The 24,089-nt window shown below is 69.8% G+C and carries 22 protein-coding genes and 1 pseudogene; 12 read left to right on the forward strand and 11 right to left on the reverse strand.

Annotated elements, in window-relative coordinates:
• Positions 1 to 52 precede the first annotated feature (52 nt).
• On the forward strand, positions 53 to 1,501 hold the full coding sequence (locus tag ACWGI2_RS09195; protein ID WP_453694766.1) for a peptidoglycan D,D-transpeptidase FtsI family protein: 1,449 nt from the start codon (positions 53 to 55) through the stop codon (positions 1,499 to 1,501).
• 79 nt (positions 1,502 to 1,580) lie between these two features.
• Here the strand turns inward: ACWGI2_RS09195 and ACWGI2_RS09200 are convergent, their stop codons facing one another.
• Positions 1,581 to 2,399, reverse strand: a complete 819-nt coding sequence (locus ACWGI2_RS09200) for an HAD family acid phosphatase (protein ID WP_453694767.1) — start codon at positions 2,397 to 2,399, stop codon at positions 1,581 to 1,583.
• A 129-nt stretch (positions 2,400 to 2,528) separates the two neighbouring features.
• Positions 2,529 to 3,119, reverse strand: coding sequence for a TIGR03086 family metal-binding protein (locus ACWGI2_RS09205; RefSeq protein WP_453694768.1), 591 nt, complete (start codon positions 3,117 to 3,119; stop codon positions 2,529 to 2,531).
• Positions 3,120 to 3,273: 154 nt separating this feature from the next.
• Here ACWGI2_RS09205 and ACWGI2_RS09210 point away from each other — a divergent pair, with 154 nt between their 5' ends.
• On the forward strand, positions 3,274 to 4,503 hold the full coding sequence (locus ACWGI2_RS09210) for an MFS transporter (protein ID WP_453694769.1): 1,230 nt from the start codon (positions 3,274 to 3,276) through the stop codon (positions 4,501 to 4,503).
• Here the strand turns inward: ACWGI2_RS09210 and ACWGI2_RS09215 are convergent.
• From ACWGI2_RS09215 to ACWGI2_RS09230, 4 genes are all read right to left on the reverse strand, one after another.
• Positions 4,478 to 5,932: a S28 family serine protease gene (locus ACWGI2_RS09215; protein WP_453694770.1), complete on the reverse strand. Its 1,455-nt coding sequence runs from the start codon at positions 5,930 to 5,932 to the stop codon at positions 4,478 to 4,480. The two genes, ACWGI2_RS09210 and ACWGI2_RS09215, sit on opposite strands and share 26 nt — an antisense overlap.
• 52 nt (positions 5,933 to 5,984) lie before the next feature.
• Positions 5,985 to 7,328 (reverse strand): S28 family serine protease, encoded by a 1,344-nt coding sequence (locus ACWGI2_RS09220; protein ID WP_453694771.1) that lies wholly within the window; start codon positions 7,326 to 7,328, stop codon positions 5,985 to 5,987.
• Positions 7,329 to 7,397: 69 nt separating this feature from the next.
• Positions 7,398 to 8,564, reverse strand: a complete 1,167-nt coding sequence (locus ACWGI2_RS09225) for a hypothetical protein (protein WP_453695696.1) — start codon at positions 8,562 to 8,564, stop codon at positions 7,398 to 7,400.
• A gap of 14 nt (positions 8,565 to 8,578) precedes the next feature.
• Complete coding sequence (locus tag ACWGI2_RS09230) at positions 8,579 to 9,532, reverse strand: 5-dehydro-4-deoxyglucarate dehydratase (protein WP_453401271.1); 954 nt, start codon at positions 9,530 to 9,532, stop codon at positions 8,579 to 8,581.
• A 241-nt stretch (positions 9,533 to 9,773) separates the two neighbouring features.
• Here ACWGI2_RS09230 and ACWGI2_RS09235 point away from each other — a divergent pair, with 241 nt between their 5' ends.
• The 7 genes from ACWGI2_RS09235 to ACWGI2_RS09265 all read left to right on the forward strand — a co-directional run bounded on the left by ACWGI2_RS09235 (position 9,774) and on the right by ACWGI2_RS09265 (position 17,428).
• Positions 9,774 to 10,583, forward strand: coding sequence for an NAD-dependent epimerase/dehydratase family protein (locus ACWGI2_RS09235; protein ID WP_453694772.1), 810 nt, complete (start codon positions 9,774 to 9,776; stop codon positions 10,581 to 10,583).
• 417 nt (positions 10,584 to 11,000) lie between these two features.
• Entirely contained in the window at positions 11,001 to 11,771 is a 771-nt protein-coding gene (locus ACWGI2_RS09240; RefSeq protein WP_453401273.1) for a DeoR/GlpR family DNA-binding transcription regulator, read from the forward strand.
• Between the two features lie 109 nt (positions 11,772 to 11,880).
• On the forward strand, positions 11,881 to 13,248 hold the full coding sequence (locus ACWGI2_RS09245; protein ID WP_453694773.1) for an ABC transporter substrate-binding protein: 1,368 nt from the start codon (positions 11,881 to 11,883) through the stop codon (positions 13,246 to 13,248).
• Complete coding sequence (locus ACWGI2_RS09250) at positions 13,245 to 14,201, forward strand: carbohydrate ABC transporter permease (RefSeq protein ID WP_453401275.1); 957 nt, start codon at positions 13,245 to 13,247, stop codon at positions 14,199 to 14,201. The genes ACWGI2_RS09245 and ACWGI2_RS09250 overlap by 4 nt, the downstream gene beginning before the upstream one ends.
• Positions 14,198 to 15,067 carry a carbohydrate ABC transporter permease gene (locus ACWGI2_RS09255; RefSeq protein WP_453694774.1) on the forward strand — a complete coding sequence of 290 codons (870 nt, stop codon included), beginning with the start codon at positions 14,198 to 14,200 and terminating at the stop codon, positions 15,065 to 15,067. Before ACWGI2_RS09250 ends, ACWGI2_RS09255 begins: the two co-directional genes overlap by 4 nt.
• On the forward strand, positions 15,064 to 16,053 hold the full coding sequence (locus ACWGI2_RS09260; protein WP_453694775.1) for a zinc-dependent alcohol dehydrogenase family protein: 990 nt from the start codon (positions 15,064 to 15,066) through the stop codon (positions 16,051 to 16,053). Before ACWGI2_RS09255 ends, ACWGI2_RS09260 begins: the two co-directional genes overlap by 4 nt.
• A gap of 148 nt (positions 16,054 to 16,201) precedes the next feature.
• Positions 16,202 to 17,428: a TerD family protein gene (locus ACWGI2_RS09265; RefSeq protein ID WP_453695698.1), complete on the forward strand. Its 1,227-nt coding sequence runs from the start codon at positions 16,202 to 16,204 to the stop codon at positions 17,426 to 17,428.
• An 80-nt stretch (positions 17,429 to 17,508) separates the two neighbouring features.
• Here the strand turns inward: ACWGI2_RS09265 and ACWGI2_RS09270 are convergent, their stop codons facing one another.
• From ACWGI2_RS09270 to ACWGI2_RS09290, 5 genes and pseudogenes are all read right to left on the reverse strand, one after another.
• Positions 17,509 to 17,736, reverse strand: coding sequence for a CarD family transcriptional regulator (locus ACWGI2_RS09270; RefSeq protein ID WP_135329399.1), 228 nt, complete (start codon positions 17,734 to 17,736; stop codon positions 17,509 to 17,511).
• A 156-nt stretch (positions 17,737 to 17,892) separates the two neighbouring features.
• Positions 17,893 to 18,933 (reverse strand): 1-aminocyclopropane-1-carboxylate deaminase, encoded by a 1,041-nt coding sequence (locus ACWGI2_RS09275; protein ID WP_453694776.1) that lies wholly within the window; start codon positions 18,931 to 18,933, stop codon positions 17,893 to 17,895.
• Positions 18,934 to 18,950: 17 nt separating this feature from the next.
• On the reverse strand, positions 18,951 to 19,595 hold the full coding sequence (locus ACWGI2_RS09280) for a GntR family transcriptional regulator (RefSeq protein ID WP_453694777.1): 645 nt from the start codon (positions 19,593 to 19,595) through the stop codon (positions 18,951 to 18,953).
• Positions 19,596 to 19,689: 94 nt separating this feature from the next.
• Positions 19,690 to 20,080, reverse strand: a pseudogene (locus tag ACWGI2_RS09285) (TROVE domain-containing protein); the annotation flags it as partial.
• Positions 20,081 to 20,093: 13 nt separating this feature from the next.
• Entirely contained in the window at positions 20,094 to 21,533 is a 1,440-nt protein-coding gene (locus ACWGI2_RS09290; RefSeq protein ID WP_453694778.1) for an alkaline phosphatase PhoX, read from the reverse strand.
• Positions 21,534 to 21,697: 164 nt separating this feature from the next.
• Here ACWGI2_RS09290 and ACWGI2_RS09295 point away from each other — a divergent pair, with 164 nt between their 5' ends.
• From ACWGI2_RS09295 to ACWGI2_RS09305, 3 genes are all read left to right on the forward strand, one after another.
• Positions 21,698 to 22,465, forward strand: a complete 768-nt coding sequence (locus ACWGI2_RS09295; RefSeq protein WP_453694779.1) for an SDR family NAD(P)-dependent oxidoreductase — start codon at positions 21,698 to 21,700, stop codon at positions 22,463 to 22,465.
• A gap of 171 nt (positions 22,466 to 22,636) precedes the next feature.
• Positions 22,637 to 22,864, forward strand: coding sequence for a hypothetical protein (locus ACWGI2_RS09300; RefSeq protein ID WP_453694780.1), 228 nt, complete (start codon positions 22,637 to 22,639; stop codon positions 22,862 to 22,864).
• A gap of 64 nt (positions 22,865 to 22,928) precedes the next feature.
• On the forward strand, positions 22,929 to 24,083 hold the full coding sequence (locus ACWGI2_RS09305) for a hypothetical protein (RefSeq protein ID WP_453694781.1): 1,155 nt from the start codon (positions 22,929 to 22,931) through the stop codon (positions 24,081 to 24,083).
• Positions 24,084 to 24,089 lie beyond the last annotated feature (6 nt).

The raw sequence follows: 24,089 nt of genomic DNA on the forward strand, positions 1-24,089 counted from the left end.
GAAACCCGGCAGAACGGAACGAATACCTCCGCGCCGTTCGTCCTTTCACGGGATGAACAAGACGATCAGGCAAGCCTCGGTCTTCACGCTGCTGCTCGTGGTCGCCCTCCTGGCGCGGGCGACGTGGGTGCAGTTCTACGACTCGAAGGCTCTCGCGGACGACAAACTGAACCGGCGCAACGTGATCGAGCAGTACGCGAACCCGCTGGGCGACATCATCGTGGGCGGTGACGCCGTCACCGGCTCCGAGCGGACGAAGGGCGGCGACCTCAAGTACAAGCGCACCTACAAGGACGGTGACCTGTACTCGTCCGTCACGGGCTACAGCTCGCAGGTGTACGGGGCCACACAGCTGGAGGGCATCTACAAGGACGTCCTCGACGGCACCGACAACCGGCTGAAGAACCCGCTGGACACGGTCACCAACAAGCGGGCCGATCCGGGTGACGTGATCACGACGATCGACCCGGCGGTGCAGAAGGCCGCGTACAAGTCGCTCGGCGACAAGAAGGGCGCGGCGGTCGCCGTCGACCCGAAGTCGGGCAGGATCCTCGGCATGGTGTCGACTCCTTCGTACGACCCCTCCGACATCAGCGGTTCCACGGACTCCAAGGAGTGGCAGGCGCTCCTGAAGGACGAGGAGAAGCCGATGGTCAACCGCGCGCTGCGGCAGCCGCTGCCGCCGGGTTCGACGTTCAAGCTGGTCGTCGCGGCGGCGGCCCTGGAGGACGGGCTCTATGGCTCGGCGGACACCAGGACCGACAGCCCGAATCCGTACACGCTGCCCGGCACGAGGACGGTCCTGAAGAACGAGAGCGCGAGCGCTCCCTGCGAGGACGCCTCGATCCGTACGGCGCTCCAGTACTCGTGCAACAACGTCTTCGCGAAGCTGGCCGTCGACCTGGGCCAGGACAAGGTCAAGGCGATGGCCGAGAAGATGGGCTTCAACACGGACAAGCTGGACGTGCCGGTGCGCGCGTCCGAAAGCGTGTACCCCTCGGACATGGACAAGGCCCAGACGGCGCTGACCGGCATCGGCCAGTTCGACGTGACGGCGACGCCGCTGCAGATGTCCATGGTCACCGGGGCGATCGCCAACGGCGGCGAGCTGGTCTCGCCGCACATGGTGTCCCAGATCACCGACTCGAACGGCGACGCGCTCGAATCGTTCGACGACGCCGACTCCGAGCGTGTGATGAGCGAGGGCACGGCGAGCCAGCTCCAGTCGGCGATGGAGACGGTCGTCGAGAAGGGCACGGGCACGAACGCGCGCATCAGCGGCGCGGACGTGGGCGGAAAGACGGGCACGGCCCAGCACGGCGAGAACAACAGCAAGACGCCGTACGCCTGGTTCACCTCGTACGCCAAGGGCAGCGACGGCAAGGAGGTCGCGGTGGCGGTCATCGTCGAGTCCTCGGACGCGGCGAGGTCGGAGGTCAGCGGCAACGGCCTGGCGGCGCCGATCGCGAAGGCGATGATGTCGGCGGCGCTCACGTCGTGACCGCCGGTGAGCGGTCGCGGGGTGCCGGTGAACGGCACGGCACCCCGCGAAGCTCGTCTGGATGATCGACGAAGCTTGTCTACTCGACGAAGTATGTCGGGTTCGGGAGCTTGTACGTCTTGTCGGCGTACCCGCCCGCGAGGTCGGAGACCTGGTCGCCGAAGCTGCCGACGATGTTGTAGCCGGTCGACTCGATGTGCTTGCGGGTGCCTTCCTTGAACTGCACGGTGCTGCACTCCCACTTGGCGGGCGTGGCGCAGTCGCTCAGGTAGGCGGGCGGGGCCGTCTTGTTCTTGGTGAAGACGTGCGCGGTGTCGAGCTGCGTGTCGTACCCGGCCCTGGCGAGGTTCGTGACGGCGCCCTCGCGCTGCGACTCGCTCAGGCCGGTCAGGAAGAAGACCTCGACGCCCTTGCTCTTGGCGTACTTGACGAGTTCGGGCATGCCGAAGACGGCGGGGCGCTTGGCCGCCTTCACGTACGCGTCCCATGTGGCGTTGTCGTACGTGTAGTTGGTGGTCTTCTCGTAGTCGAAGCTGAGCAGCGAGGTGTCGTCCACGTCGAGGACGATCGCGGGCTTCTTGCCGTGGCCGCCGGTCTTCGCACCGTGACCGCCGCCGTGCGCGGCGGCGGCCTTCCTGATGTCCTTCTTCGCCTTCGCCTGGATGCGTGCCAGGTCCTTGGCGTACGGGCTGTCGGGCGAGGACCGCCAGACGCCGTCGGCGTCCTGGTGCGCGCCGTAGTAGTCGTCGATCTCGCCGACGAGCAGGCCGATGTTCTGGGGTTCGGCGGTGTGCCGCGCCGATGCGTTGTCGGCGGTGGCGGCGCCGGTGCCGTACAGCGCGGCGCCGGCGACAGTGCAGGCGGCGGCGATGCCCGCCATCCGTAGGGACTTGCGCATGGGTTCGTTCTCTCCGGATCAGAGTCAGGGCAGGTCAATGCTTGTCTACGCGCACTGTCTACGCGCATCACACGCTGCCCCGCGAGACCCTTTACCTGATCAATACCTGATCCGGAGAAACCCTGGGGACTACACCCCGGGCGGCGCCCACCCCGGGTCCCGGCCGCTGAGACCGATCACGCGGTCGAGGAGCGGGGCGGTCTCCGGCACCGGAACCGCGGCCCCGAACAGGCTGTTCCCGGAGTCGTCGCCCTCCTGGGGCGTGAGCAGCCCCTGGGCCACACGGAGGCTCGCCTCGTCAGGCGCGTAGGCCTGCCCCGTCGCCCGCGCCAAGTCCCAGCCATGGACCACGAGTTCATCCATGGCCACGGCCGCCGCGACGGCAGCCGGCAGATCGACGCCGCCCGCCCGGGTCATGCCCTCGTACGCGGCCGGGTCGCGCCACGCCTGGGCCAGCTCGTCGAGCAGCTTCGGCAGGGCTACGCGCCACTCGGGGCCGACGTCCGGCACGGCGCTGCCCGGGTCCTGGTCGAGGTGGGGCCCGAAATCCTTGCGCGCGGCGTCCCGGAACGCGCCGGTCAGACCGACCAGATGACCGAGCAGATGACGCACCCGGTACTCCGGGCAGGGCGTGGGCCCCGCGAGCTGCTCGTCGCTCACGCCTTCCGCGACGGCCGCCACAAGCCGGGCCTGCGGCGCGAAGTCGATCGCCTCTGTCATGAATCCTCCCGATTCCCGGCGGCCCCGCACAGTGGACCGCGGTCCTGCCCTGTAGACCGGCCCCGCCCCCGGAACTCATCGCCGAAGCCGAGAGGCCGATCTACCGCACCTGCCCTATGCCGACCCGAGGCCCTTAGAACCACGATCACCTGCCATGACACCTGCGACACCTGCCGCCACATCCACGATCACGCGCGTTCTGCGCAACCGCGACGCGAGCCTCTGTCTGGGCGCGGTGGTGGTCTCCGGTTTCGGGAGCTCCGCGATGTGGCTGGTCTCCGGGATCTGGGTGAAGGAGCTGACCGGATCGGACGGCCTCGCCGCGCTCTGCACCTTCGCCCTCTGGGCCCCGGCCCTGACCGGCCCCCTCCTGGGCACGATCGCCGACCGCACCCGCCGCAAACCCCTGCTCATCGGCACGAACCTGGCCCTGGGCGCCCTGCTGACCTCCCTCCTGTTCGTCGACTCCACGGGCACCCTGTGGATCCTCTACACAGTGCTCTTCCTGTACGGGGCCTGCGGCGCCGTCACCGACGCGGCGGAGGCGGCCCTGGTCACGGCGGCGGTCGGCAGGGACCTGACGGGTGACTTCAACGGCCTGCGGATGTCCGCGAACGAGGGCGTGAAGCTGATCGCGCCACTCGCGGGAGCGGGCCTCTTCGCGGCCTACGGAGGCGCCGAGGTGGCACTCCTGGACGCCGCCACCTTCGTACTCGCGGCCGGAATGTTCACGCTGCTGCGGGTACGCGAGCACGCACCCGCGCGCACCGCCTTGCGATGGCGCGCCCAAACAACAGAAGGCGCAGGCTACTTGTGGAGCAATCCACAACTACGCTCCCTCGTCACAGCGGGCGGCCTGACGATGCTGACGTCGGGAATCAGCGGGGCAGCCGTCTACGCGGTCGTGGAGGGCCTCGGCCACTCCCCCGCGTACACAGGCGTGTTGTACGTCGTGCAGGGTGCCGGTTCGGTCGCGATCGGCGTCGCTTCGGGGGCGCTGATGCGGCGCTTCGGAGGGCGCCGTTTCGGCGGGGCGGGCATCGCGCTCACGGCGCTCGCCGCGGTCCTGCACTCGCTTCCGTACGACGCGACGGCCCTGGTGGGCAGCTTCGCCAACGGCCTGGGGCTGCCCTGCGTGCTGATCGCGGGCATGACGGCGGTGCAGCGCGAGACACCGCGGGCGCTCATCGGCCGCGCGGCGGCAACCGCGAACACCGTGATGTTCGCACCGACGGCACTGGGTATCGCTCTGGGCGCGGCCCTGATCGAGACCGTCGACTACCGCATCCTGCTGCCGGCACTCGCGGGGGCGCGGCTGCTGATCGCCGCGCCCCTCCTCAAGTCCCCTTCACCGCGGACTACTTCACGTCGGCCCAGCGCTTGACGTGCGCCACGGCCTGCGCCAGCTCGGCGGGCGGCAGCTTCTCGATGGCGTTCACGTGGTTGGCGCCGGGTGCGAAGTACCGGTACGAGTCACGCTTGCTGGGCGTGAACTTCTCGGCGCTCCACGGGTCGTTCTCCGCGTAGATGAAGAGCATCCGCTCGCCCTTGGTCCTCACCCAGCGGTCGACGTCGGCGACGGTCCTGCCGTCGTAGGTACCGCCGCGCATGGCAGGGGGGAGCAGGGAGTCGGGGTGCCGCAGGCCCGGGTAGCGGCGGAGGCCGTCGAGGTGGTGGAACTTCAGGTCGGCCCAGCCGAGTTGCGTGGCCGCCTGCCGGTCGTGGGGGCCGCCTCCGTGGGTGCCGAGGACCTCGTCCTGGAACATGCCCATGCCGTTCTTCCTCGACCAGGAGTACAGCTCGTCGTCGCCTGCCTTCTTGGCGTCGGGCACGGTCGGGCACTTGTCGATCCCGCCGCTCTGCCAGAAGCCCCACACCTGCTCCAGCACGCCCCGCTCGTAGGCGCGGTCCGCGGTACCGAGGATCTCCTCGAACGTGGCGCCTTCCTTCTTCGCCTCCGCCTCGAACTTGGGGAGCAGCGTGTCGCGTCGCAGGAGCATCTCGCGCTGCACGGCGTTCAGGGCGTCCCGGCACTCGCGCGTCCCGACGGTCCTGAAGAAGCGCTCGTAGGCCCTGTCATCGTCGTTGTCGACGTCGTTCGGCGCGACGACCGCGACGACCCCGTCCAGGTCGTCGGGGTAGTAGCGCTCGTGGTACGTCGCCGTCATCCCGCCCTTGCTGGCGCCGACGCCGATCCACTTGCCCTTCTCGACGCCGCGCAGCGCCTGCGTGAGGCGGTGCTCGTCGGCGGCCTCCTGCTGGACGGTGAGCTTGGACCAGTCGTCGCCCGCGGGGCCGGAGGGGCGAGACTTCTCGAAGTACCGGTGCTCCAGGCTCACTTGGTTGGCGTCGAGGATGTCGGTGAGAGGCGTGACTTCACTGGCGAGGTCGTAGCCCGGAGTGAAGAGGACCGTCGGCTTGTCCGTGGCCTTGTGCCAGAGGGTGAGGCGCTGGGTGAAGCTGCCCGCGCCCGGGTCGCGGTGGTCGACGGGCTGGGCGTAGGTGAGCGAGTAGAGGGGGTGGCCCCTTACGTCCTCCACGCCTGTGACCGTCATGCCCGGGATGCTCTCCAGGCGTTCGCGGAAGTCGTCCGCCTGGGCCCCCGTCGCGCCGACGGGGGTCCGCGCCGCCGCGGGCGCGGACCCGGCCAGCACGGCCGAGCCCGCGAGCACCCCGGCACAGATCAGCGCGGACACCGCCTTGGCGCCCTTGGCCCTCTTGGGACTCCCGGTCTCCTTGTCGCGCACCGCGTCTCCGATCACGATCGGTGTGGTGATCGGCTTGATGATCACCGGTGTACGGATCGTAACCATGATCACTACTGTCGCGACAAGGACATCAGCACCAAATGCCCCTAAATGTGCGTCACTTCACATCCGCCCAGCGCTTGATCGTCGCGATGGCCTCGGCCTGTTCGGCTGCCGGGAGCTTGGCGATGGAGGCGCCGTGGTTGGAGGCCGGGGCCTCGTAGCGGTAGGAGTCGCGGTGGCTCGGGGTGAATTTCTCCGCGCTCCACGGGTCGTTCTCGCCGTAGATGAACATCATCCGCTGGCCGCGGGTCTGCACCCAGCGGTCGACGTCGGCGATGGTCCTGTTGTTGTACGAGCCGCGCATCGCCTCGGGCAGCACGGAGTTGGGCTGGTAGATGTCCGGGTAGCGGCGGACGTCCTTGAGGTGGCTGAACTTCAGGTCGGCCCAGCCGAGTTGGGTGGCGGCCTGGCGGTAGTAGGGGCCCGTGCCGTTCGTGCCGAGGGTCTCGTCCTGGTAGACGCTGAGGCCGTGCTTCTTCGACCAGTCGTAGAGCTCGTCGTCGCTTGCCTTCTCGGCGTCGGGCACGGTCGGGCAGTTGTCGACGGTGCCGCTCTGCCAGAAGTTCCACACCTGGTCGAGGACCGCGAACTCGTAGGCACGGTCGGTGGTGCCGAGCGTCTCCTCGAAGGTGTCGCCGTTCGCTTTGGCATCCGCCTCGAACTTGGGGAGCAGCGCCTCGCGGCGTACGAGCATCTCCCGCTGCACGGCGTTGAGCGCGGTCCGGCATTCGGCCGTGCCGACCGTCCTGAAGAACCGCTCGTAGCCGCTGTCGTCCCTGTTGTTGGCGTCGTTCGGCGCCACGAACGCGACGACCGCGTCAAGGTCTTCGGGGTAGAAGCGCTCGTGGTACGTCGCTGTCATGCCGCCCTTGCTGGCGCCCGTGCCGAGCCACTTGCCCTTCTCGATGCCGCGCAGCGCCTGCGTGAGGCGGTGCTCGTCGGCGGCCTCCTGCTGGACGGTGAGCTTGGACCAGTCGGAGCCGGCCGTGCCCGAGGGGCGTGACTGCTCGAAGTAGCGGTGCTCGACGCTGACTTGGTTGGCGTCGATCAGCTTGGTGAGAGCGGTGGTGTTGGACGCCAGGGTGTAGCCGCCGGTGTAGAGCACGGTCGGCTTGTCCGTGGCCTTGTGCCAGAGGGTGGCGCGCTGGGTGAACGTGCCGGCGCGCGGGTTGCCGTGGTCGACGGGCTGGGCGTACGTGAGCGTGTAGAAGGGGTAACCCTCCCTGTCGGCCACGGAGACGACCTTCATGCCGGGGATCTTCTCCAAGCGCTCCCTGATGTCGGGCGCGGCAGCCTGTCCCCCATCCGTCTGCGCGGCGGCGGGCACGGCCCCGCCCAGTACCGCCGCGCCTGCCATGAACCCGGCACAGACCAGCGCCGATATCCCCTTGTTGCGCACCTTGTCTCCTCGTACTGGAGCGAATGGTTGCGCGGATGGTAACCGTCTTCACTTCGCGGGCGACAGAGGCTATTTGAGCTCCGACAGGGCCTTTCGCACCTGCGCGAGATCCGCGTCGGACGCCAACCCCGCGTGGTAGAGCCGCAGTTCGTCCGCGCCCAGCGTGACCGCGTGCGCCGCGTCGGCGGCGAGGGTGGCGGGGCTGCCGCCCATGCCGGAGACGACGGTGAAGTTAGCGGCGAGGGTGGTGCGGTCGGTGCGGTACGGGGCGAACGCCGTCAGGGCGTCCGCACCGCCCGTGCAGGGCACGACCACGCCGTCGGCCGCGGAGAGGATGTGCTGCGGGTCGACTCCGGCGTTGGCGCCGCAGTGGTACGCCACCGGGTCGGCGTGCAGCAGCACGTGGAAGCCGTCGGGGGCGGCGGCGCGCACGGCCGCGATCGCCGCCTCCTGGAGGGTGCGGGCGGTTTCCTCGCGCCACGCGCGCGTGGCGGCGGCCGGCTCGGCGCCCAGGAGTTTCTCCACCGCCTCCCACCCACCGGAGGGCTCCTCGCCCCGCCACGCGGGCTCCAGGGCGCGGCGGACTCCGGCCGCCAACTCATCGGCTGCGAGGCCCTGTCGGGCGTACCCCTCGCGGCAGTCCGCGCAGAAGCACAGCGACATCAGGTACTGCCCGGCCTCGCCCAGCGTCACCCCCGCGATCTTGTCGTGGGCGTGCAGATGCGCGAGGCCGTACCAGCCGAGGGACTCCAGCTCGGTGCCGTGCGCGCCGGGACGCACGGCGGCCTCGGCCGCGAGGTCGACGAGGTACGCGCGCGTGGCGGGCTGTGCGATGCAGGGCGCCCAGGGGTAGCGGTCTCCGTAGGCGTTGACGACGGAGGTGTCCGGATGGTCGGCGCCCATACGGGAGTTGTGGGCGAGGACCACCCAGGTGTGCACCTCCAGCCCGGCGCCCGCGAGCGCGTCGGCGGCCTCTCCGTAAGCGTCACCCGGGGCCCAGCTTCCAGCCGCGTACGGCCGCAACTCGCGCCCCTCCCAACGGCTGTCGGGCTCGTACAGGACCGCCGCGTGCTCGGCTGTGACGATGCGGTGGCGCGGGTGCCGGGGGGTCAGCGCGCGCGTGGAGTGGTAGGCGGAGGCGAGGGTGACCTGCTGGACGCCGAGGTCCGCGACGCGGGCGGGGGCTGCGGGGTCGCCGACGACGTCCCAGGGGTAGAGAAAGGCGGAGGCCCTCAAACGACTTACGCGGCTCACGCGCCCTCCTCCCGCAGCAGGGCGCGTCCGCGCTCGGTCAGCTCGGCGAGGCGCTTGATGTGCTCGTCGGCGGGTTCGTGCAGCGGCGTCCGCACCCCGCCGACATCGAGCCCGGCAAGGCGTACGCCCGCCTTGACGAGGGAGACGGCGTATCCGCGCCCCTCGCTGCGCAGCTCCACGAAGGGGCGGTAGAAACCGTCGATGAGCCGGTTCACGGTGGCGTCGCCCTCGGCGGTCCCGGCGTTGAAGGCCCGGTGGAAGGCGAGTGCGATGTCGGGCGCGAAGCAGAACACCGCCGACGAGTAGAGCGTCACGCCGATGCCGCGGTAGGCGAGTCCGGTCAGCTCTGCAGTGGGCAGACCGTTGAAGTAGAGGAATTCCTCCGGGACTTCCGCGCGCACGGCACTGACGATGCGCTGCATCAGGTCCATGTCGCCGAGGCCGTCCTTGAAGCCGATGACGCCCTCGGTGCGGGCGAGCTCGACGACCGTCTCCGGGGTGAACACGGCGTTGTCACGCTGGTAGACGATGACGTCGAGCGAGGTGGCCGCGGCCAGTTCGGCGTAGTGCCGGAGCAGTCCCTCCTGCTCGGCCACGACGAGGTAGGGCGGCATCGCGAGCAGCCCGTCGGCGCCCGCGTCCTCGGCGAGCTTCGCGTACCGCACGGCGAGCGCGGTGCCGTACCCGGCGCCGGCGACCACCGGCACCCGTCCGGCCGACTCCTCGACGGCTGCGCCGACGCAGGCCCGGAACTCCTCGGGCGTCAGGGCGTGGAACTCACCCGTGCCGCAGCAGGCGAAGACGGCCGCCGCGCCCGCGTCGACGCCCGCGCGCACGTGCGCGCGGAAGACGTCGAGGTCGACGGAGCCGTCCGGCGCGTAGGCGGTGACCGGGAAGAACAGCGGCCCGCTGGGGATGTCGAGTCGAGCGGCGAGGGGTGCTGACGTCACGGGCTCTCCCTTAGCGTGCACGTTTCTGATCCACGTCCATATTTCTGAACGCACCCACGCTAAGCTGCCTGTTGAGCCGCGGTCAAGCGTCAAGGTCCACGCAACACACTTGACGCGGCGAGGCGTTGATCTCTAGCGTGTCCGCAGATTTCTACAGATGTGAATGCTGTACGTACACGCGAATGCAGCCGCTGAGTCGCTGAGCAGCACTGATCAGCCACTGATCTGAGGAGACCCCTTCATGCCCGCTCCCCGCACCGTCCTGCTCACCGGTGCCGCAGGCGGCCTCGGCACCTTGATGCGGGGGCTGCTTCCGGCGTACGGCTACGAACTTCGGCTGCTCGACGTGCGGCCCATCGAGGGCGAGCCGGACGCGATCACGGCGGACCTCGCCGACAAGAAGGCGCTGCGGGAGGCCGTGCGGGGTGTCGACGCGGTCATCCATCTCGCGGGCATCTCCCTGGAGTCCTCCTTCGAGAAGATCCTGCGGGCGAACATCGAGGGGACGTACAACCTCTACGAGGCGGCGCGGGAGGAGGGCGTAGGCCGTGTCGTCTTCGCTTCGTCGAACCACGCGGTGGGGTTCACCCCGCGGCCCGTCGGCGACGATCCGCTGATCGCGGTGGACGCGCCGCGCCGTCCCGACACGTTCTACGGCCTTTCGAAGTCCTTCGGTGAGGACCTCGCCCAGTTCTACTGGGACAAGCACGGGTTGGAGACGGTCTCGGTGCGGATCGGTTCGTGCTTCCTGGAGCCGACGAGTGTGCGGATGCTGTCGGTCTGGATGAGTCCCGGCGACGGGGCCCGTCTCTTCCACGCGGCGCTGACCGCTCCCGCGGTGGGGCATGCGGTGGTGTACGGGTCGTCCGCGAACACGCGGCTGTGGTGGGATCTTTCGTCGGCGCGGGCGCTGGGTTATGAGCCGCGGGATGATTCTGAGCAGTATGCGGAGAAGCTGGTCGCTGAGCAGGGGGAGTTGGATCCCGGGAACCCGGACCACGCGAATCTGGGGGGTCACTTCTGCACTAGCCCGCCGGTGTGGCCGTATTAAGGGATTCCTCCCCAACCCCGCCCCTTCCCGAAAACCCGCTGCGCGGGGGCGTCCTCAAACGCCGGACGGCTGAAAGATTTCCCCGGACCGGCGGGAATTCCAGCCCGTCCGGCGTTTGAGGACGAACTCGGCGAAGCCGGTGATCAACGGCACGCAAGGCCCCCGCGCCGAGCGGGTTTTTGGGAAGGGGCGGGGTTGGGGAAAAGAAAGCCCCGAACCCCCACCCGGGCACCGAACGGGCACCCCCCACCCCCCGAACGGGCACACCCCGAGCCCGAACCACAGGCCATGGCCCCGCCAAACGGGCAGAGACGGGCACCATCACCCCCGCTCCGAGCCTGTTCACGTACCGCCCCCCGCTGTAGAACTTTCCCCCAGAGGCCCGAACGGGCACAGCGAGGGAAGGAGGCGGCAGCCATGACCGCGGAAGAGCGCCAGCGGGAAATCGTCCGGGCGGCACGGACCTCCGGCTCCGTGGACGTCACCGCACTCGCCACCAAGCTGGGCGTCGCCAAGGAAACCGTCCGCCGCGACCTCCGCGCCCTGGAGGACCACGGCCTGGTCCGCCGCACCCACGGCGGCGCGTACCCCGTGGAGAGCGCCGGCTTCGAGACGACCCTCGCCTTCCGCACCACCATGCACGTCCCGGAGAAGCGAAGGATCGCCACCGCCGCCGCCGACCTCCTCGGCGACGCCGAAACCGTCTTCGTCGACGAAGGCTTCACCCCGCAGCTCATCGCCGAGGCCCTCCCCGAAGCCGCCAAGGGCCGCTCCCTGACGATCGTCACCGCGTCCCTGGCCACCGCAGGCGCCCTCGCCGAGGCCGACAACATGTCCGTGCTCCTCCTCGGCGGCCGCGTCCGCCCCGGCACCCTCGCGACCGTCGACCACTGGACGACGCGCATGCTGGCCGGGTTCGTGATCGACCTCGCCTACATCGGGGCCAACGGCATCTCCCGCGAGCACGGCCTGACCACCCCCGACCCCGCGGTCAGCGAGGTGAAGGCGCAGGCCATCCGCGCTTCGCGGCGCACCGTGTTCGCGGGTGTGCACACCAAGTTCGGTGCGACGAGCTTCTGCAGGTTCGCGCACGTCGGCGAGGTGGAGGCGATCGTCACGAGTACGCAGCTGCCCGCCTCCGAGGCGCACCGCTACTCGCTCCAGGGCCCGCAGGTCATCCGCGTCTGACTCACCCCCCGTCCGCCCCGCTCGCCATCCCCCGGCACCTTTCGTGATCCCGCACGCCCTCGCCCACCCCCAATACACCCCATACGTCCCTATACGTCCAGGAGCATTCATGCGAACCCAGAGCCGACGGAGGCCGCGCGCGCTCGCCGCGGCAGCCGCAGGGACGCTGCTTGCCCCGCTGCTCTCCGGCTGCTGGGCCGGGGCGGGCGGGACCGGTTCAGGCGGCGACTCCATCAACGTACTGATGGTGAACAACCCGCAGATGGTCGAACTGCAGAAGCTCACCGCCGCCCACTTCACCAAGGAAACGGGCATCAAGGTGAACTTCACGGTCCTGCCCGAGAACGACGTCCGCGACAAGATCAGCCAGGACTTCGCCAACCAGGCGGGCCAGTACGACGTCGCCACGCTCAGCAACTACGAGATCCCGATCTACGCCAAGAACGACTGGCTGCACGAACTCGGCTCGTACACCCGCAAGGACAAGGCGTACGACGAGAAGGACGTACTGCCGTCCATGCGCCAGTCCCTCACAGGGGACGACGGCAAGCTCTACGGACAGCCCTTCTACGGAGAGTCGTCCTTCCTGATGTACCGGAAGGACGTGTTCAAGAAGGCCGGTCTGACCATGCCGAAGCGCCCCACCTGGCAGCAGGTGGCCAAGCTCGCGGCGGATGTGGACGGCGCCGAGTCCGGGATGAAGGGCATCTGTCTGCGCGGGCTTCCGGGCTGGGGCGAGTTGATCGCGCCCCTGACGACCGTGGTGAACACCTTCGGAGGGACGTGGTTCGACAAAGGGTGGAAGGCCCGCCTCGACTCACCCGAGTTCAAGAAAGCAACTCGCTTTTACGTAGACCTCGTTCGCGAGCACGGCGAGTCCGGAGCCGCCCAGTCCGGCTATGCCGAGTGTCTGAACAACCTGACCCAGGGCAAGACCGCCATGTGGTACGACGCCACGGCCGCCGCAGGCTCACTGGAATCCGCCAAGTCCCCGGTCAAGGGCAAGATCGGCTACGTACCGGCGCCCGTGGAGAAGACGAAGAGCTCCGGGTGGCTCTACACCTGGGCCTGGGGCCTGCAGAAGGCCTCGCGCAACCCGGACAAGGCCTGGAAGTTCGTCTCCTGGGCGTCGAGCAAGGAGTACGAGCGGCTGGTCGGCGAGAAGATCGGCTGGTCCAACGTCCCCGCGGGCAAACGCGCCTCCACGTACGCCAACCCCGAGTACCGCGAGGAGGCCGCCGCCTTCCAGGCCGTCACCCACGCCGCCATCGAGGGCGCGAGGCCGCGCGACCCGGGCGTGCAGCCCCGGCCCGCGCCCGGCATCCAGTTCGTCGGCATCCCCGAGTTCACCGACCTCGGCACGAAGGTCTCCCAGGAGATCAGCGCGGCCATCGCCGGGCGCCAGTCCGTCGAATCGGCCCTCAAGAAGTCACAGAAGCTCGCCGAGAAGATCGCCGAGGAGTACGAGGGACGATGACCGCCACCGCGAGTACCACCACCGTCGCGCCCAGGACCGTACGCGTGTCCGGAGCCAAGCCCCCCGGAGGACGGCTGCGCGCCTGGGCCACCAGGGCCCCGCTCCTGCCCGCCCTGATCTTCATGGTCGTCGTCACCCAGCTGCCGTTCGTGGCCACGCTGGTGATCTCCTTCTTCGACTGGAACGCCCTCTACCCCGACGCCCGCAGCTTCGCCGGATTCGACAACTACTCCGAGGTCCTCACCGACCCCGACCTGCGCAAGTCCGTCCTGACGACCATCGTGCTCACGGCCACCGTCGTGCTCGCGAGCCTCGTCATCGGCCTCGGGCTCGCCCTGCTCCTCGACCGGAAGTTCCGGGGGCGCGGCCTGGTGCGTACGTTGCTCATCGCGCCGTTCCTGCTGGTGCCCGTGGCCGCCGCGCTGCTGTGGAAGCACGTGCTCTACAACCCCGAGTACGGGCTCTTCAACGGCCTGCTGCACTGGGTGGGCGGTGACGGCGCCACCCAGCCCGACTGGGTCTCCAACACCCCGCTGATCGCCATCGAGGCCTCCCTGATCTGGCAGTGGACGCCCTTCATGATGCTGATCCTGCTCGCGGGGCTGCAGAGCCGCGACAGTGAGCTCATCGAAGCGGCCCGCATGGACGGGGCGGGCAACTGGCAGGTGTTCCGCTATCTGACGCTGCCGCACCTGCGCCGCTATCTGGAGCTCGGGGCGCTGCTCGGCTCGATCTACATCGTGCAGAACTTCGACGCCGTCTTCACGATCACCTCGGGCGGCCTGGGCACCGCCAACCTGCCCTACACCGTCTACCAGAGCTTCTACCAGGCCCACGAGAACGGTCTGGCGTCCGCCGCCGGTGTCCTCGTGGTCATCGGTTCCATCATCATCGCGACCTTCGCGCTGCGGGTCGTCTCGTCCCTGTTCCGTGAGGAGGCGTCCCGCGCATGAGCACTGCCGTGACGCGTATACGTACCAAGCCGGGGAGCCGCTTCCCCATCCGTGGCTCTGCGGGCCTCGGCCTCGCCGCCTGGCTCATCGGCCTCCTGTTCTTCCTGCCGATCGCCTGGATGACGCTGACCTCCTTCCACTCGGAGGAGGACGCCGCGACCAATCCGCCCTCGCTCGCCGCCTCGCTCACCCTGGACGGCTACCGCGACTTCTTCGGTACGGGCGGCGGCGCGAGCCCCTGGCCCGCGCTCATCAACTCCACCGTGGCGTCGGTCGCGTCGACCCTCCTTGTGCTCGTCCTCGCGCTGCCTGCCGCGTACGCGCTGTCCATCAGGCCGGTGAAGAAGTGGACGGACGTCCTGTTCTTCTTCCTGTCGACGAAGATGCTGCCGGTCGTGGCGGGCCTCCTTCCGATCTACCTGTTCGCCAAGAACGCCGAGATGCTCGACAACATCTGGCTGCTCGTCATCCTCTACACGTCGATGAACCTGCCGATCGCGGTGTGGATGATGCAGTCCTTCCTCTCCGAGGTGCCGGTCGCGATCATCGAGGCCGCGCAGATCGACGGGGCTCGGCTGCCGACCATCCTCGCGCGCGTGGTGGCTCCCATCGCGCTGCCGGGGATCGCGGCGACCTCCCTGATCTGCTTCATCTTCAGCTGGAACGAACTCCTCTTCGCGCGGGTACTCACGGGCGTCGTCGCCCAGACCGCGCCCGTGTTCCTGACCGGCTTCATCACCAGCCAGGGCCTGTTCCTGGCCAAGGTGTGCGCCGCGTCGCTCGTGATCTCCCTGCCGGTGCTCGCCGCGGGGTTCGCCGCCCAGGACAAGCTGGTCCAGGGCCTGTCGTTGGGAGCCGTCAAGTGAAGGCCGCCATCATCGAGTCCGTCGGCAAGGCTGTCGTCGGCGAGGTGCCCGACCCCACTCCGGGGCCGCGCGAGGTCGTCGTCGAGGTCGCCGCGTGCGGTCTGTGCGGGACCGATCTGCACATCTTGCAGGGCGAGTTCGCGCCCACGCTGCCGGTGGTGCCGGGGCACGAGTTCGCCGGGGAGGTCGTGGGGCTCGGCCGCGAGGTCACGGAGCTCGCGGTCGGCGACCGGGTGGCCGTCGACCCCTCGCTCTACTGCTACGAGTGCCGCTACTGCCGCACCGGCCACAACAACCTCTGCGAGCGCTGGGCCGCGATCGGCGTCACCACGGCGGGCGGCGCGGCCCAGTACGCGGTCGCGCCCGTCGCGAACTGCGTCCGGCTCCCCGAGAACGTACGCACCCAGGACGCGGCCCTCATCGAACCACTGTCCTGCGCGGTACGCGGCTACGACGTGCTCCGCGTCCGGCTGGGCGCCCACGTCCTGATCTACGGCTCCGGGACGATGGGCCTGATGATGCTGGAACTCGCCAAGCGGACGGGTGCGGCGAGCGTGGACGTCGTGGACCTCAACCCGGACCGCCTCGCCACCGCGCGGCAGTTGGGCGTCTCGGGATCGGCCGCGGGCGCCGACGAGCTCGACCGGCCGCAGGGATGGGACATCGTGGTCGACGCCACGGGGAACGCGAACGCGATCCAGGACGGTCTGGGGCGAGTCGCCAAGGCCGGCACGTTCCTGCAGTTCGGGGTGGCCGACTACGCGACACGGGTCAGCATCGATCCGTACCGCATCTACAACCAGGAGATCACCATCACCGGTTCGATGGCGGTGCTGCACAGCTATGAGCGGGCGGCGGAGCTGTTCGCCTGCGGCGTCCTCGACCCGGACGTGTTCATCAGCGACCGGATGCCGCTGACGGCGTACCCCGAAGCTCTGGAGCGGTTCGCCTCCGGTGTCGGCCGGAAGATCGTGGTGCTGCCGTAGGGGCGGACCCTGTGGGGCTGGGGCTCCGCCCCAGCCCCCGGTCCTCAGGCGCCGCGGGTTTTCGGGAAGGGGCGGGGTTGGGGAAGAAAAGTTCTGTAGGTAAGGGAACGGCAAAGCCGGGACGTTCGTTACCCCGGACATGACCGCTATGACACCCGGCTCGAACATCCCCCTCTCCGCCCCCCGCGTGGCGGTGGACGTCGCCGCTCCGGTGCGGCTCGACGTATCGGGCCTGCTGCTCACCGCCGACGGCAAGGTGCGCTCCGACGACGACTTCATCTTCTTCAACCAGCCCTCGGGCCCCGGTGTGACCTACCAGTCGGGTGGCGGTACGACCCCCGACAAGATCACGGTGGACACCACCGCCGTGCCCGCCGGCATCGAGAAGATCGTCGTCACCGCCAGCCCGGACGCGGCGGGCCAGACCTTCCAGGGCATCGAGCCCACCGCCACCATCCGCAACGCGGACGACGGTTCCGTCCTCGCCACGTTCACGCCCCCGCAGCTCGGCGGCGAGACCGCCCTGGTGATCGTCGAGGTCTATCTGCGCAACGGCGCGTGGAAGGCGCGCGCCGTCGGTCAGGGGTACTCGAACGGGCTGGCCGGCATCGCGACGGACTTCGGTGTCTCGGTCGAGGAGCCCGCTGCCCCGGCCGCTCCGGCCGCCGCGGCGCCCGCCGCCCCGATGGCGCCGCCGTCCGGCGCCCCGGTTCAGGGCCCGCCCCCGCCGGTCGCGGACCCCCGCCTCGCGGCACCGGCCGCGCCCGCCGCTCCCCCGGCGCCCACGCCCGGTGCCGGGAAGATCAACCTGGACAAGGGCCGGGTCAGCCTCCAGAAGAACCAGACCGTGTCCCTGGTCAAGGGCGGCAAGCCGCTCCTCTCGCAGGTCAAGATGGGCCTGGGCTGGGAGCCCGCGTACGGCGGCAAGGACATCGACCTCGACGCCTCCGTCATCGCGTACGGCCCGCAGCGCAACCACGTGGACAGCTGCTACTTCGGCAAGCTGTCGATCGTGAACGGCGCGATCAAGCACTCCGGCGACAACCTCACGGGTGAGGGCGGCGGAGACGACGAGGTGATCGTCGTGGACCTGGGCCGTCTGCCGCAGGACGTGACGGGTCTCGTCTTCACGGTGAACTCGTTCTCGGGCCAGAAGTTCACCCAGGTCGCCAAGGCGTACTGCCGTCTGCTCGACGCGGCGACGGGCGAGGAGCTCGTCCGCTTCGACCTCACGAACGCCGAGGCGCAGACGGGCGTCATGATGGCCAAGCTCATCAAGCAGTTCACGGGCGAGTGGGAAATGACCGCCATGGGTGACTTCGTGAAGTCACGGACCGTGCGCGGAATGGTGAAGCCCGCGGCGCAGGCGCTGTAGCCGCGGCGGGCATGTGCAGGGGCGGCCGCCAGGAGGACTCCTCCCGGCGGCCGCCCCTTTGTCGTACGCAGATCAGCGGATCAGAGCTTGGCCAGCTTGGGGTACGGGCTCAGGAACCTTCCCTGGCGGCCCGCGAAGTCGATGACCACCGCTTCCTCGCCTTCGACTCCGACGATGCGTCCGAGTCCGTACTGGTCGTGCGAGACCCGGTCGCCCACGGCGAACTGCTCGATGGGCGGTGCGGGCGGCGGCGGAACGTTAAAGGGGCTGTTCGGCAGGTGGCGTCGGGTACCGGGGGGCCTCGTCATGTTCTGAGTATGCGCCCTCCGGACCCCGGCGCACCATGCTCCGAGCTCACACGGTCCTCACATCGGCATCAAACCGACACACAATTTCCCATTCCCCGTAGCGTTACGTAATTGCCCCATGGCACCGCGCGCACATGTGTGCCCCAGGCGCCCCGATCAGAACAAGGCGCTGTAGGCATTCAGGGCGGGCTGCCCGCCGAGGTGGGCGTACAGGACGGTCGCGTCGCGCGGGATCTCTCCCCTGTCCACCAGGTCGATCATCCCGGCCATCGACTTCCCCTCGTAGACCGGGTCGGTCACCATGCCCTCCGTGCGGGCGGCGAGCCGCATCGCGTCGAGGGTGGCCTCGTCCGGGAGCCCGTAGGTGCCCGCGTGGTAGCGCGCGTCCAGCTCGATGTCGGCATCCTTGACCTGTGCCTGTACGCCGATGAGTTCGGCCGTCCCGCGCGTGATCCTGGCGATCTGCTCGCGGGTGCGGCCGGGATCGGCGGAGGCGTCGATGCCGAGAACGCGGCGGGGGCGGCCGCCCTCCTCGGCGAGCGCGGCGAACCCGGCGACCATGCCCGCCTGTGTGGACCCGGTCACCGAGCAGACCACGACGGTGTCGAAGAACACCCCCAATTCCTCCTCCTGCTCGGCCACTTCGTACGCCCAGCCCGCGAAGCCGAGGCCACCGAGAGGGTGCTCGGAGCAGCCCGCCGGGATCGCGTACGGCCTGCCGCCCGCCTCCTCGACCTCGCGCACCGCCCGCTCCCAGCTCTCCTTGATGCCGATGCCGAATCCGGCGCGTACGAGGCGTACGTCGGCGCCCGCGAGCCTGCTGATGAGGATGTTGCCGACCTTGTCGTAGACGGAGTCGGGCCAGTCGACCCAGCTCTCCTGGATCAGCACGCACTTGAGCCCGGCGCGGGCGGCCACGGCCGCGACCTGGCGGGTGTGGTTGGACTGGACGCCGCCGATCGACACGAGGGTGTCGCAGCCCTGGGCGAGGGCGTCGGCGACCAGATACTCCAGCTTGCGGGTCTTGTTGCCGCCGTACGCGATGCCGGAGTTGCAGTCCTCCCGCTTGGCCCAGAGCGTGGCGCCGCCGAGGTGGTGGGTGAGGCGGTCGAGGGGGTGGACGGGCGAGGGGCCGAAGAGGAGGGGGTAGCGGGCGTAGGAGTCGAGGGGCGCGGACGGTGCGGACGCTGCGGGCACGGGGGCCTCCGGGAGGTTCAGGGGTGGGCGAGGTCTTCCAGGACGCGCCAGATCTCCGTGGTGACGGCCGCCGCCGCTTCCGGGTCGCCGTCCGCGCACGCGTCGATGAGACGCTCGTGCAGTTCGGCGGAGCCGCAGGTCACGCCCTCACCGAAGCGCTGCCTCTCCAGGCGGCGGATGAGAGGGGTGTAGCGGGCGATCGTGGCCGCCGCCGCGCTGTTGCCGCAGGCGGCGACGAGGACGCCGTGCAGGTCGTCGTCGGCCCGCAGTGCCTCTTCCACGTCGCCGGACGCGACGGCCGCCGCGAACCGGCGGTTGGCCTGCCGCATGGCGTAGAGGTGCGCGGGCTCCAGGCGGGGCACCGCGCTGCGGGCGGCCAGCTCGTGCATGGCGCGGACGACGGCGGCTGCGTCCCTGACGTCGGCCGCGTCCAGCGGCGTCACGCGGGTGTGGCTCTGCGGTTTGGTCTCCAGGAGGCCTTCGTCGACGAGCCGCGCGAACGCCTCACGGACGGGCGCGCGGGACAGGCCGAGCGACGCGGCGAGGTCGGCGTCCCGCACGACGCTGCCCGGCGGGATGTCACCGCCGACGATCGCGTCACGGATCGATGCGTACGCCTGGTCCCTGAGGAGGGTGCGGCGCACCGGTTGCATGGCTCCCATGCACTGAAATGTTAGATACCAATTCCCGCTGCGGACAAGGGGCTTGAGGGCAGGGAGAAGTCAACTCCCCGCCCTCTCCCCGCCCTCCGGTGCCTCACTTCCGAACCCACGGCCAATCGCTGGAAGCCCCCGCTTCGAGCAGCGTCACCATCCGGAAGGCCGCGTCCGAAAGCCCCCCGAACACATGGCGGTTGCCCGTGCCGGACTCGCGCGGTCGTGCTTCTTGCAGAAACGGCGCACCGCCTCGGTGGTGTTCGTGCCGCCCAGGCTGCCGAAGCGCTCAAGACCAGGGTCAGCGAACGGCCGGGCAGTGCGGGCACGTTGGCCAGCGAGTGGCCGAGCGCCTGCTCCAGCGGGTACGCCCAGCGCAGCGACGGCGCGTGCTGGTACGCGGCGAGGTAGCGGAAGGGGAACTGCCGCGACTTCGCGACCTCCGCCGGGTCCGCGAGCTTCGCCGCGACGACGCTCGCCACCTCGTCCGACACCCGGGAATTTCCGTCAGTGGCGCTGGCGCCGCCACGGTCCCGTGATCGCCAGCAAGATGCCGGGTGACTGGATGTTGGCGTAGAGCGTCTTGCCGTCGGGCGAGAACGTGACGCCGGCGAACTCGCTGTAGGAGGGCTTCTCGGGCGTGCCCGCGTTGAGTTCGTTGCGCGCGATCGGGTACGTACGGCCGCGCTCGGTGGCCCCGAAGAGGTGCTGGATGCCGTTGCCGTCCTCGGCGATGACGAGGCCGCCGTACGGGGAGACGGTGATGTTGTCCGGGCTGTCGAAGGCGCCGTCCCGGGAGGGGTCCTGGTTGACGCCGAGGAGGACCTTCAGGGTGAGGGTGCGGCGGGCCGGGTGGTAGAACCACACCTGGCCGTCGTGCTGGACCGGGCTCTCGTCGCGGGCGTACGAGGCGACGATGTAGGCGCCGCCGTCGCCCCACCACATGCCTTCGAGCTTGCGGGCGCGCGTGATGTCGCCGTCGTCGAACTGCTCGCGCACCGGGACCGTGCGGGCGTCGCGGTCGGGCACCTCGACCCAGTCCACGCCGTAGACGGTGCCGATCTTGGTGGCGCGGGACAGGTCGTCCACGAAACGGCCGCCGGAGTCGTAGCACTTGGGCGCCTTCAGGACGCCCGCGTCGTCGGCGAGGGCGCGCAGCTTGCCGCGGCCGTGCTCGAAGCCCTGCGGCGGGGTCCAGCGGTAGAGCAGGCCGTTGGGCTCGTCGGCGTCCTCGGTGAGGTAGAGGTGGCCGCGCTTGGGGTCGACGACCACGGCCTCGTGGGCGTAGCGGCCAAGGGCCTTGATCGGCTTGGGTGCCCGGTTGGCACGCCGGTCGTAGGGGTCGACCTCGAAGACGTAGCCGTGGTCCTTGGTCATGCCGTTCTGGCCGGCCTTGTCCTCGGTCTCCTCGCAGGTCAGCCAGGTGCCCCAGGGAGTGCTGCCGCCCGCGCAGTTGGTGGCGGTGCCCGCGATGCCGACCCACTCGGCGACGTGTCCGTCGCGGCGGACCTCGACGACGGTGCAGCCGCCGGACGCGGCCGGGTCGTAGACGAGGCCTTCGGTGAGCGGGACCGGGTGCTTCCACTTGGAGCGGGGGCCGCTCAGCTCGTGGTTGTTGACGAGCAGCGTCACGCCGCGCGGGCCCTCGAAGGTGGCCGTACCGTCGTGGTTGGACGGCGTGAACTCGCCGGTCTCCAGCTTCGTCTTCCCGCTGTGCGTGAGGACGCGGTACGAGAATCCGGCGGGCAGCGCGAGCAGGCCCTTCGGGTCGGGGACGAGGGGGCCGTAGCCGGGGGCGCCTCCCAGCACGTCGGCCCCGTCCTCCGTCGTCTCCTCGGCTGCGAGCGCGCCGGGTGCGGTGGCGAGCGCGCCGACGCTGCCGGCGAGCGCGACCCCCGCACCGGTGACCGCGGAGCGTCTGGCGAAGTCCCTGCGAGTGAGCGACATGATGTCTCCTGAGGCGCGTACGAGCGGGCTACGGGCTGACTGTGTACGTGCTGCGACTCTCGGCCTGCATACTTCCAGTTTCGGCCGGGCTGCTGTCGGCGTCACGTTCTCGCTCGCGTATAAACAGCGGTTGAACGCTGTTCGACGTCGAGGGGCCACCTTCCATGAACCTGCCCGCCACCGGTCGCCGTGTCCTGATCAGCGGGGCCTCCCGAGGTCTGGGCAGAGCCCTCGCGCAGGCCTTCGCCACGAGCGGCGACCGCGTCGCGGTGCACTACGGCTCGCGCGAGGACGAGGCACGCGCGACGCTCGCCTCGCTCGAGGGCGAGGGCCATGCGCTGGTGGGCGGGGACCTGTCGGATCCGGCGGGCGCGGCGGACGTCGCGGGGCGGGCCGCCGGTGCGCTCGGCGGTCTGGACGTCCTGGTCAACAACGCCGCCGTGAACCTGCCGCACCCCCTCGCCGACACGTCGTACGAGGACTGGGCGGCGCTCTGGCAGCGGCACGTGTCGGTGAACCTCCTGGCCACGGCGAACCTCAGCCACCTGGCTGCCAGCCGGATGATCGACCAGGGCACGGGCGGCCGCATCGTGAACATCGGCTCGCGCGGCGCGTTCCGCGGGGAGCCGGACCACCCGGCGTACGGGGCGACCAAGGCGGCCGTGCACGCGCTCGGCCAGTCCCTCGCGGTGTCGCTCGCGCCGTACGGGATCGCGGTGGCGTCGGTCGCGCCCGGTTTCTTCGAGACGGAGAGGGTCGCGCACCGGCTGAGCGGGGAGGAGGGCGCGGCGATCCGCGCGCAGAGTCCGTTCGGGCGGGCGGGCACGGCAGAGGAGATCGCGGCGGCGGTGCTGTGGCTCGCGTCCCCGGTGGCGGAGTGGGCGTCGGGCACGGTCCTCGACCTCAACGGCGCCTCACATCTGCGCACGTGAGGCGGAGGTTCCCGGGCCTCCTGAGCCAGTGGTCGGAAGAATCTTCGTAGACAAGGTCAACAGGCGCGGATCGCCCGTAAAGCCAAGATTTCGTGTGGAATGCCTTGACCCGCCATCCACACGGCAATAGACATCACCTACCTGCATCACCCGTTGGGGGAGGCGAGCCGCGTGGACGCACAGCAGGCACGCAGCCTCCATGAGGACCGGCTGATGAAGCTGGCCAATGTCACCGGCGTCGGCATCGGGAAGGACGAGGACACCGGGGCGGACGTGATCGTCGTGTTCGTCACCCGCAAGGTGCCCCGTGACCGGCTCCGGGACGAAGACGTGATTCCGGAAGCGCTCGAAGGCGTCCCCGTGCGCGTGCTCGCCATCGGTGAGCCCGCGGCCCAGTAGGACGGCCTGCGCGAGCCGACCGGAACTCCACCCTTCAACCAAGGGGAAGAGGTGGTCTGGCGTGGTGAGCCAGCCCGAATTGATGCGAGGACCCACCGGCGGTCAGCTCAGCGACAGCTCGCGCCAGCAGGCGACAGGAGACTTCCTGGGCCCCCAGACGTCGCTGGCCAACGTCGTCGGCTTCGGCCACGGCGTGAAGTGGATCGACGGAGAGCCCACCGGTGAACCCGCGGTCATCGTGTTCGTGACCCAGAAGGTTCCGGAGTCCATGCTCCCGGAGCGGGACGTCATCCCCTCCCAGATGGACGACGGCACCCCCACCGACGTCGTCGCCGTCGGCCACGTCGCCGCGCAGCGCCAGCAGCGCAAGGGCGGCCGCACGGACGACCGCTCGGCGACCTATGGCCCGGACGGCGGCGTGAGCGAACAGCTCGCGGGCCTTTCGCAGCCCATGCTCGAAGAGCTCGGCGGACTCGGCGCGTTCGAGCCGCAGCTCCTCAAGCGCCGGATGCGCCCGTGCCCCTCCGGCTTCTCGGTCGGCAACGTACGCGTGACGGCGGGCACGCTCGGCAGCGTGGTCTACGACTTCCTGCCCGGCGCCTCGGTCGACCCGCCGGGCCCCGGCCTCGGCGTACCGGCGAAGTTCTACATCCTCTCCAACAACCACGTGCTCGCCGACTCCAACCGCGCCCAGCTGGGCAGCGCGATCGTGCAGCCGGGTGTCTTCGACGGCGGCCAGGACCCGGCCGACCGCATCGCGACCCTGGAGCGCTTCATCACGATCCAGTTCGCCCCGCAGATTCCGCTGGAGCGGCACAACAACGTCGTCGACGCGGCGCTCGGCACCGTCGACTTCCAGGACGCGACCCGCGAGACGTACTGCAGCGGCGCGCCGCGCGCCTGGCGCCGCAAGGCGAACGTCGCGGTCGGCGACCTGGTGAAGAAGACCGGCCGCACGACCAACATCTCCTTCGGCCGGATCATCGCCGTCGACGCGACCATCGACGTCAACTACGGCACGGCGGGCACGGCCCGCTTCAAGGACCAGATCCTGACGACGAACATCTCGGCGGGCGGCGACTCGGGGTCCCTGGTGACCTCGCTCGACAACGTCGCGATGGGACTGCTGTTCGCCGGTTCCTCGACCGTCACCGTGCTCAACCACCTGGAGAACGTCCGCGCGCTGCTGCGGGTCGAGGTCTCCGAACAGCTGGCCTGACCGGTC

The sequence above is a fragment of the Streptomyces sp. NPDC054866 genome (genome assembly GCF_053610745.1).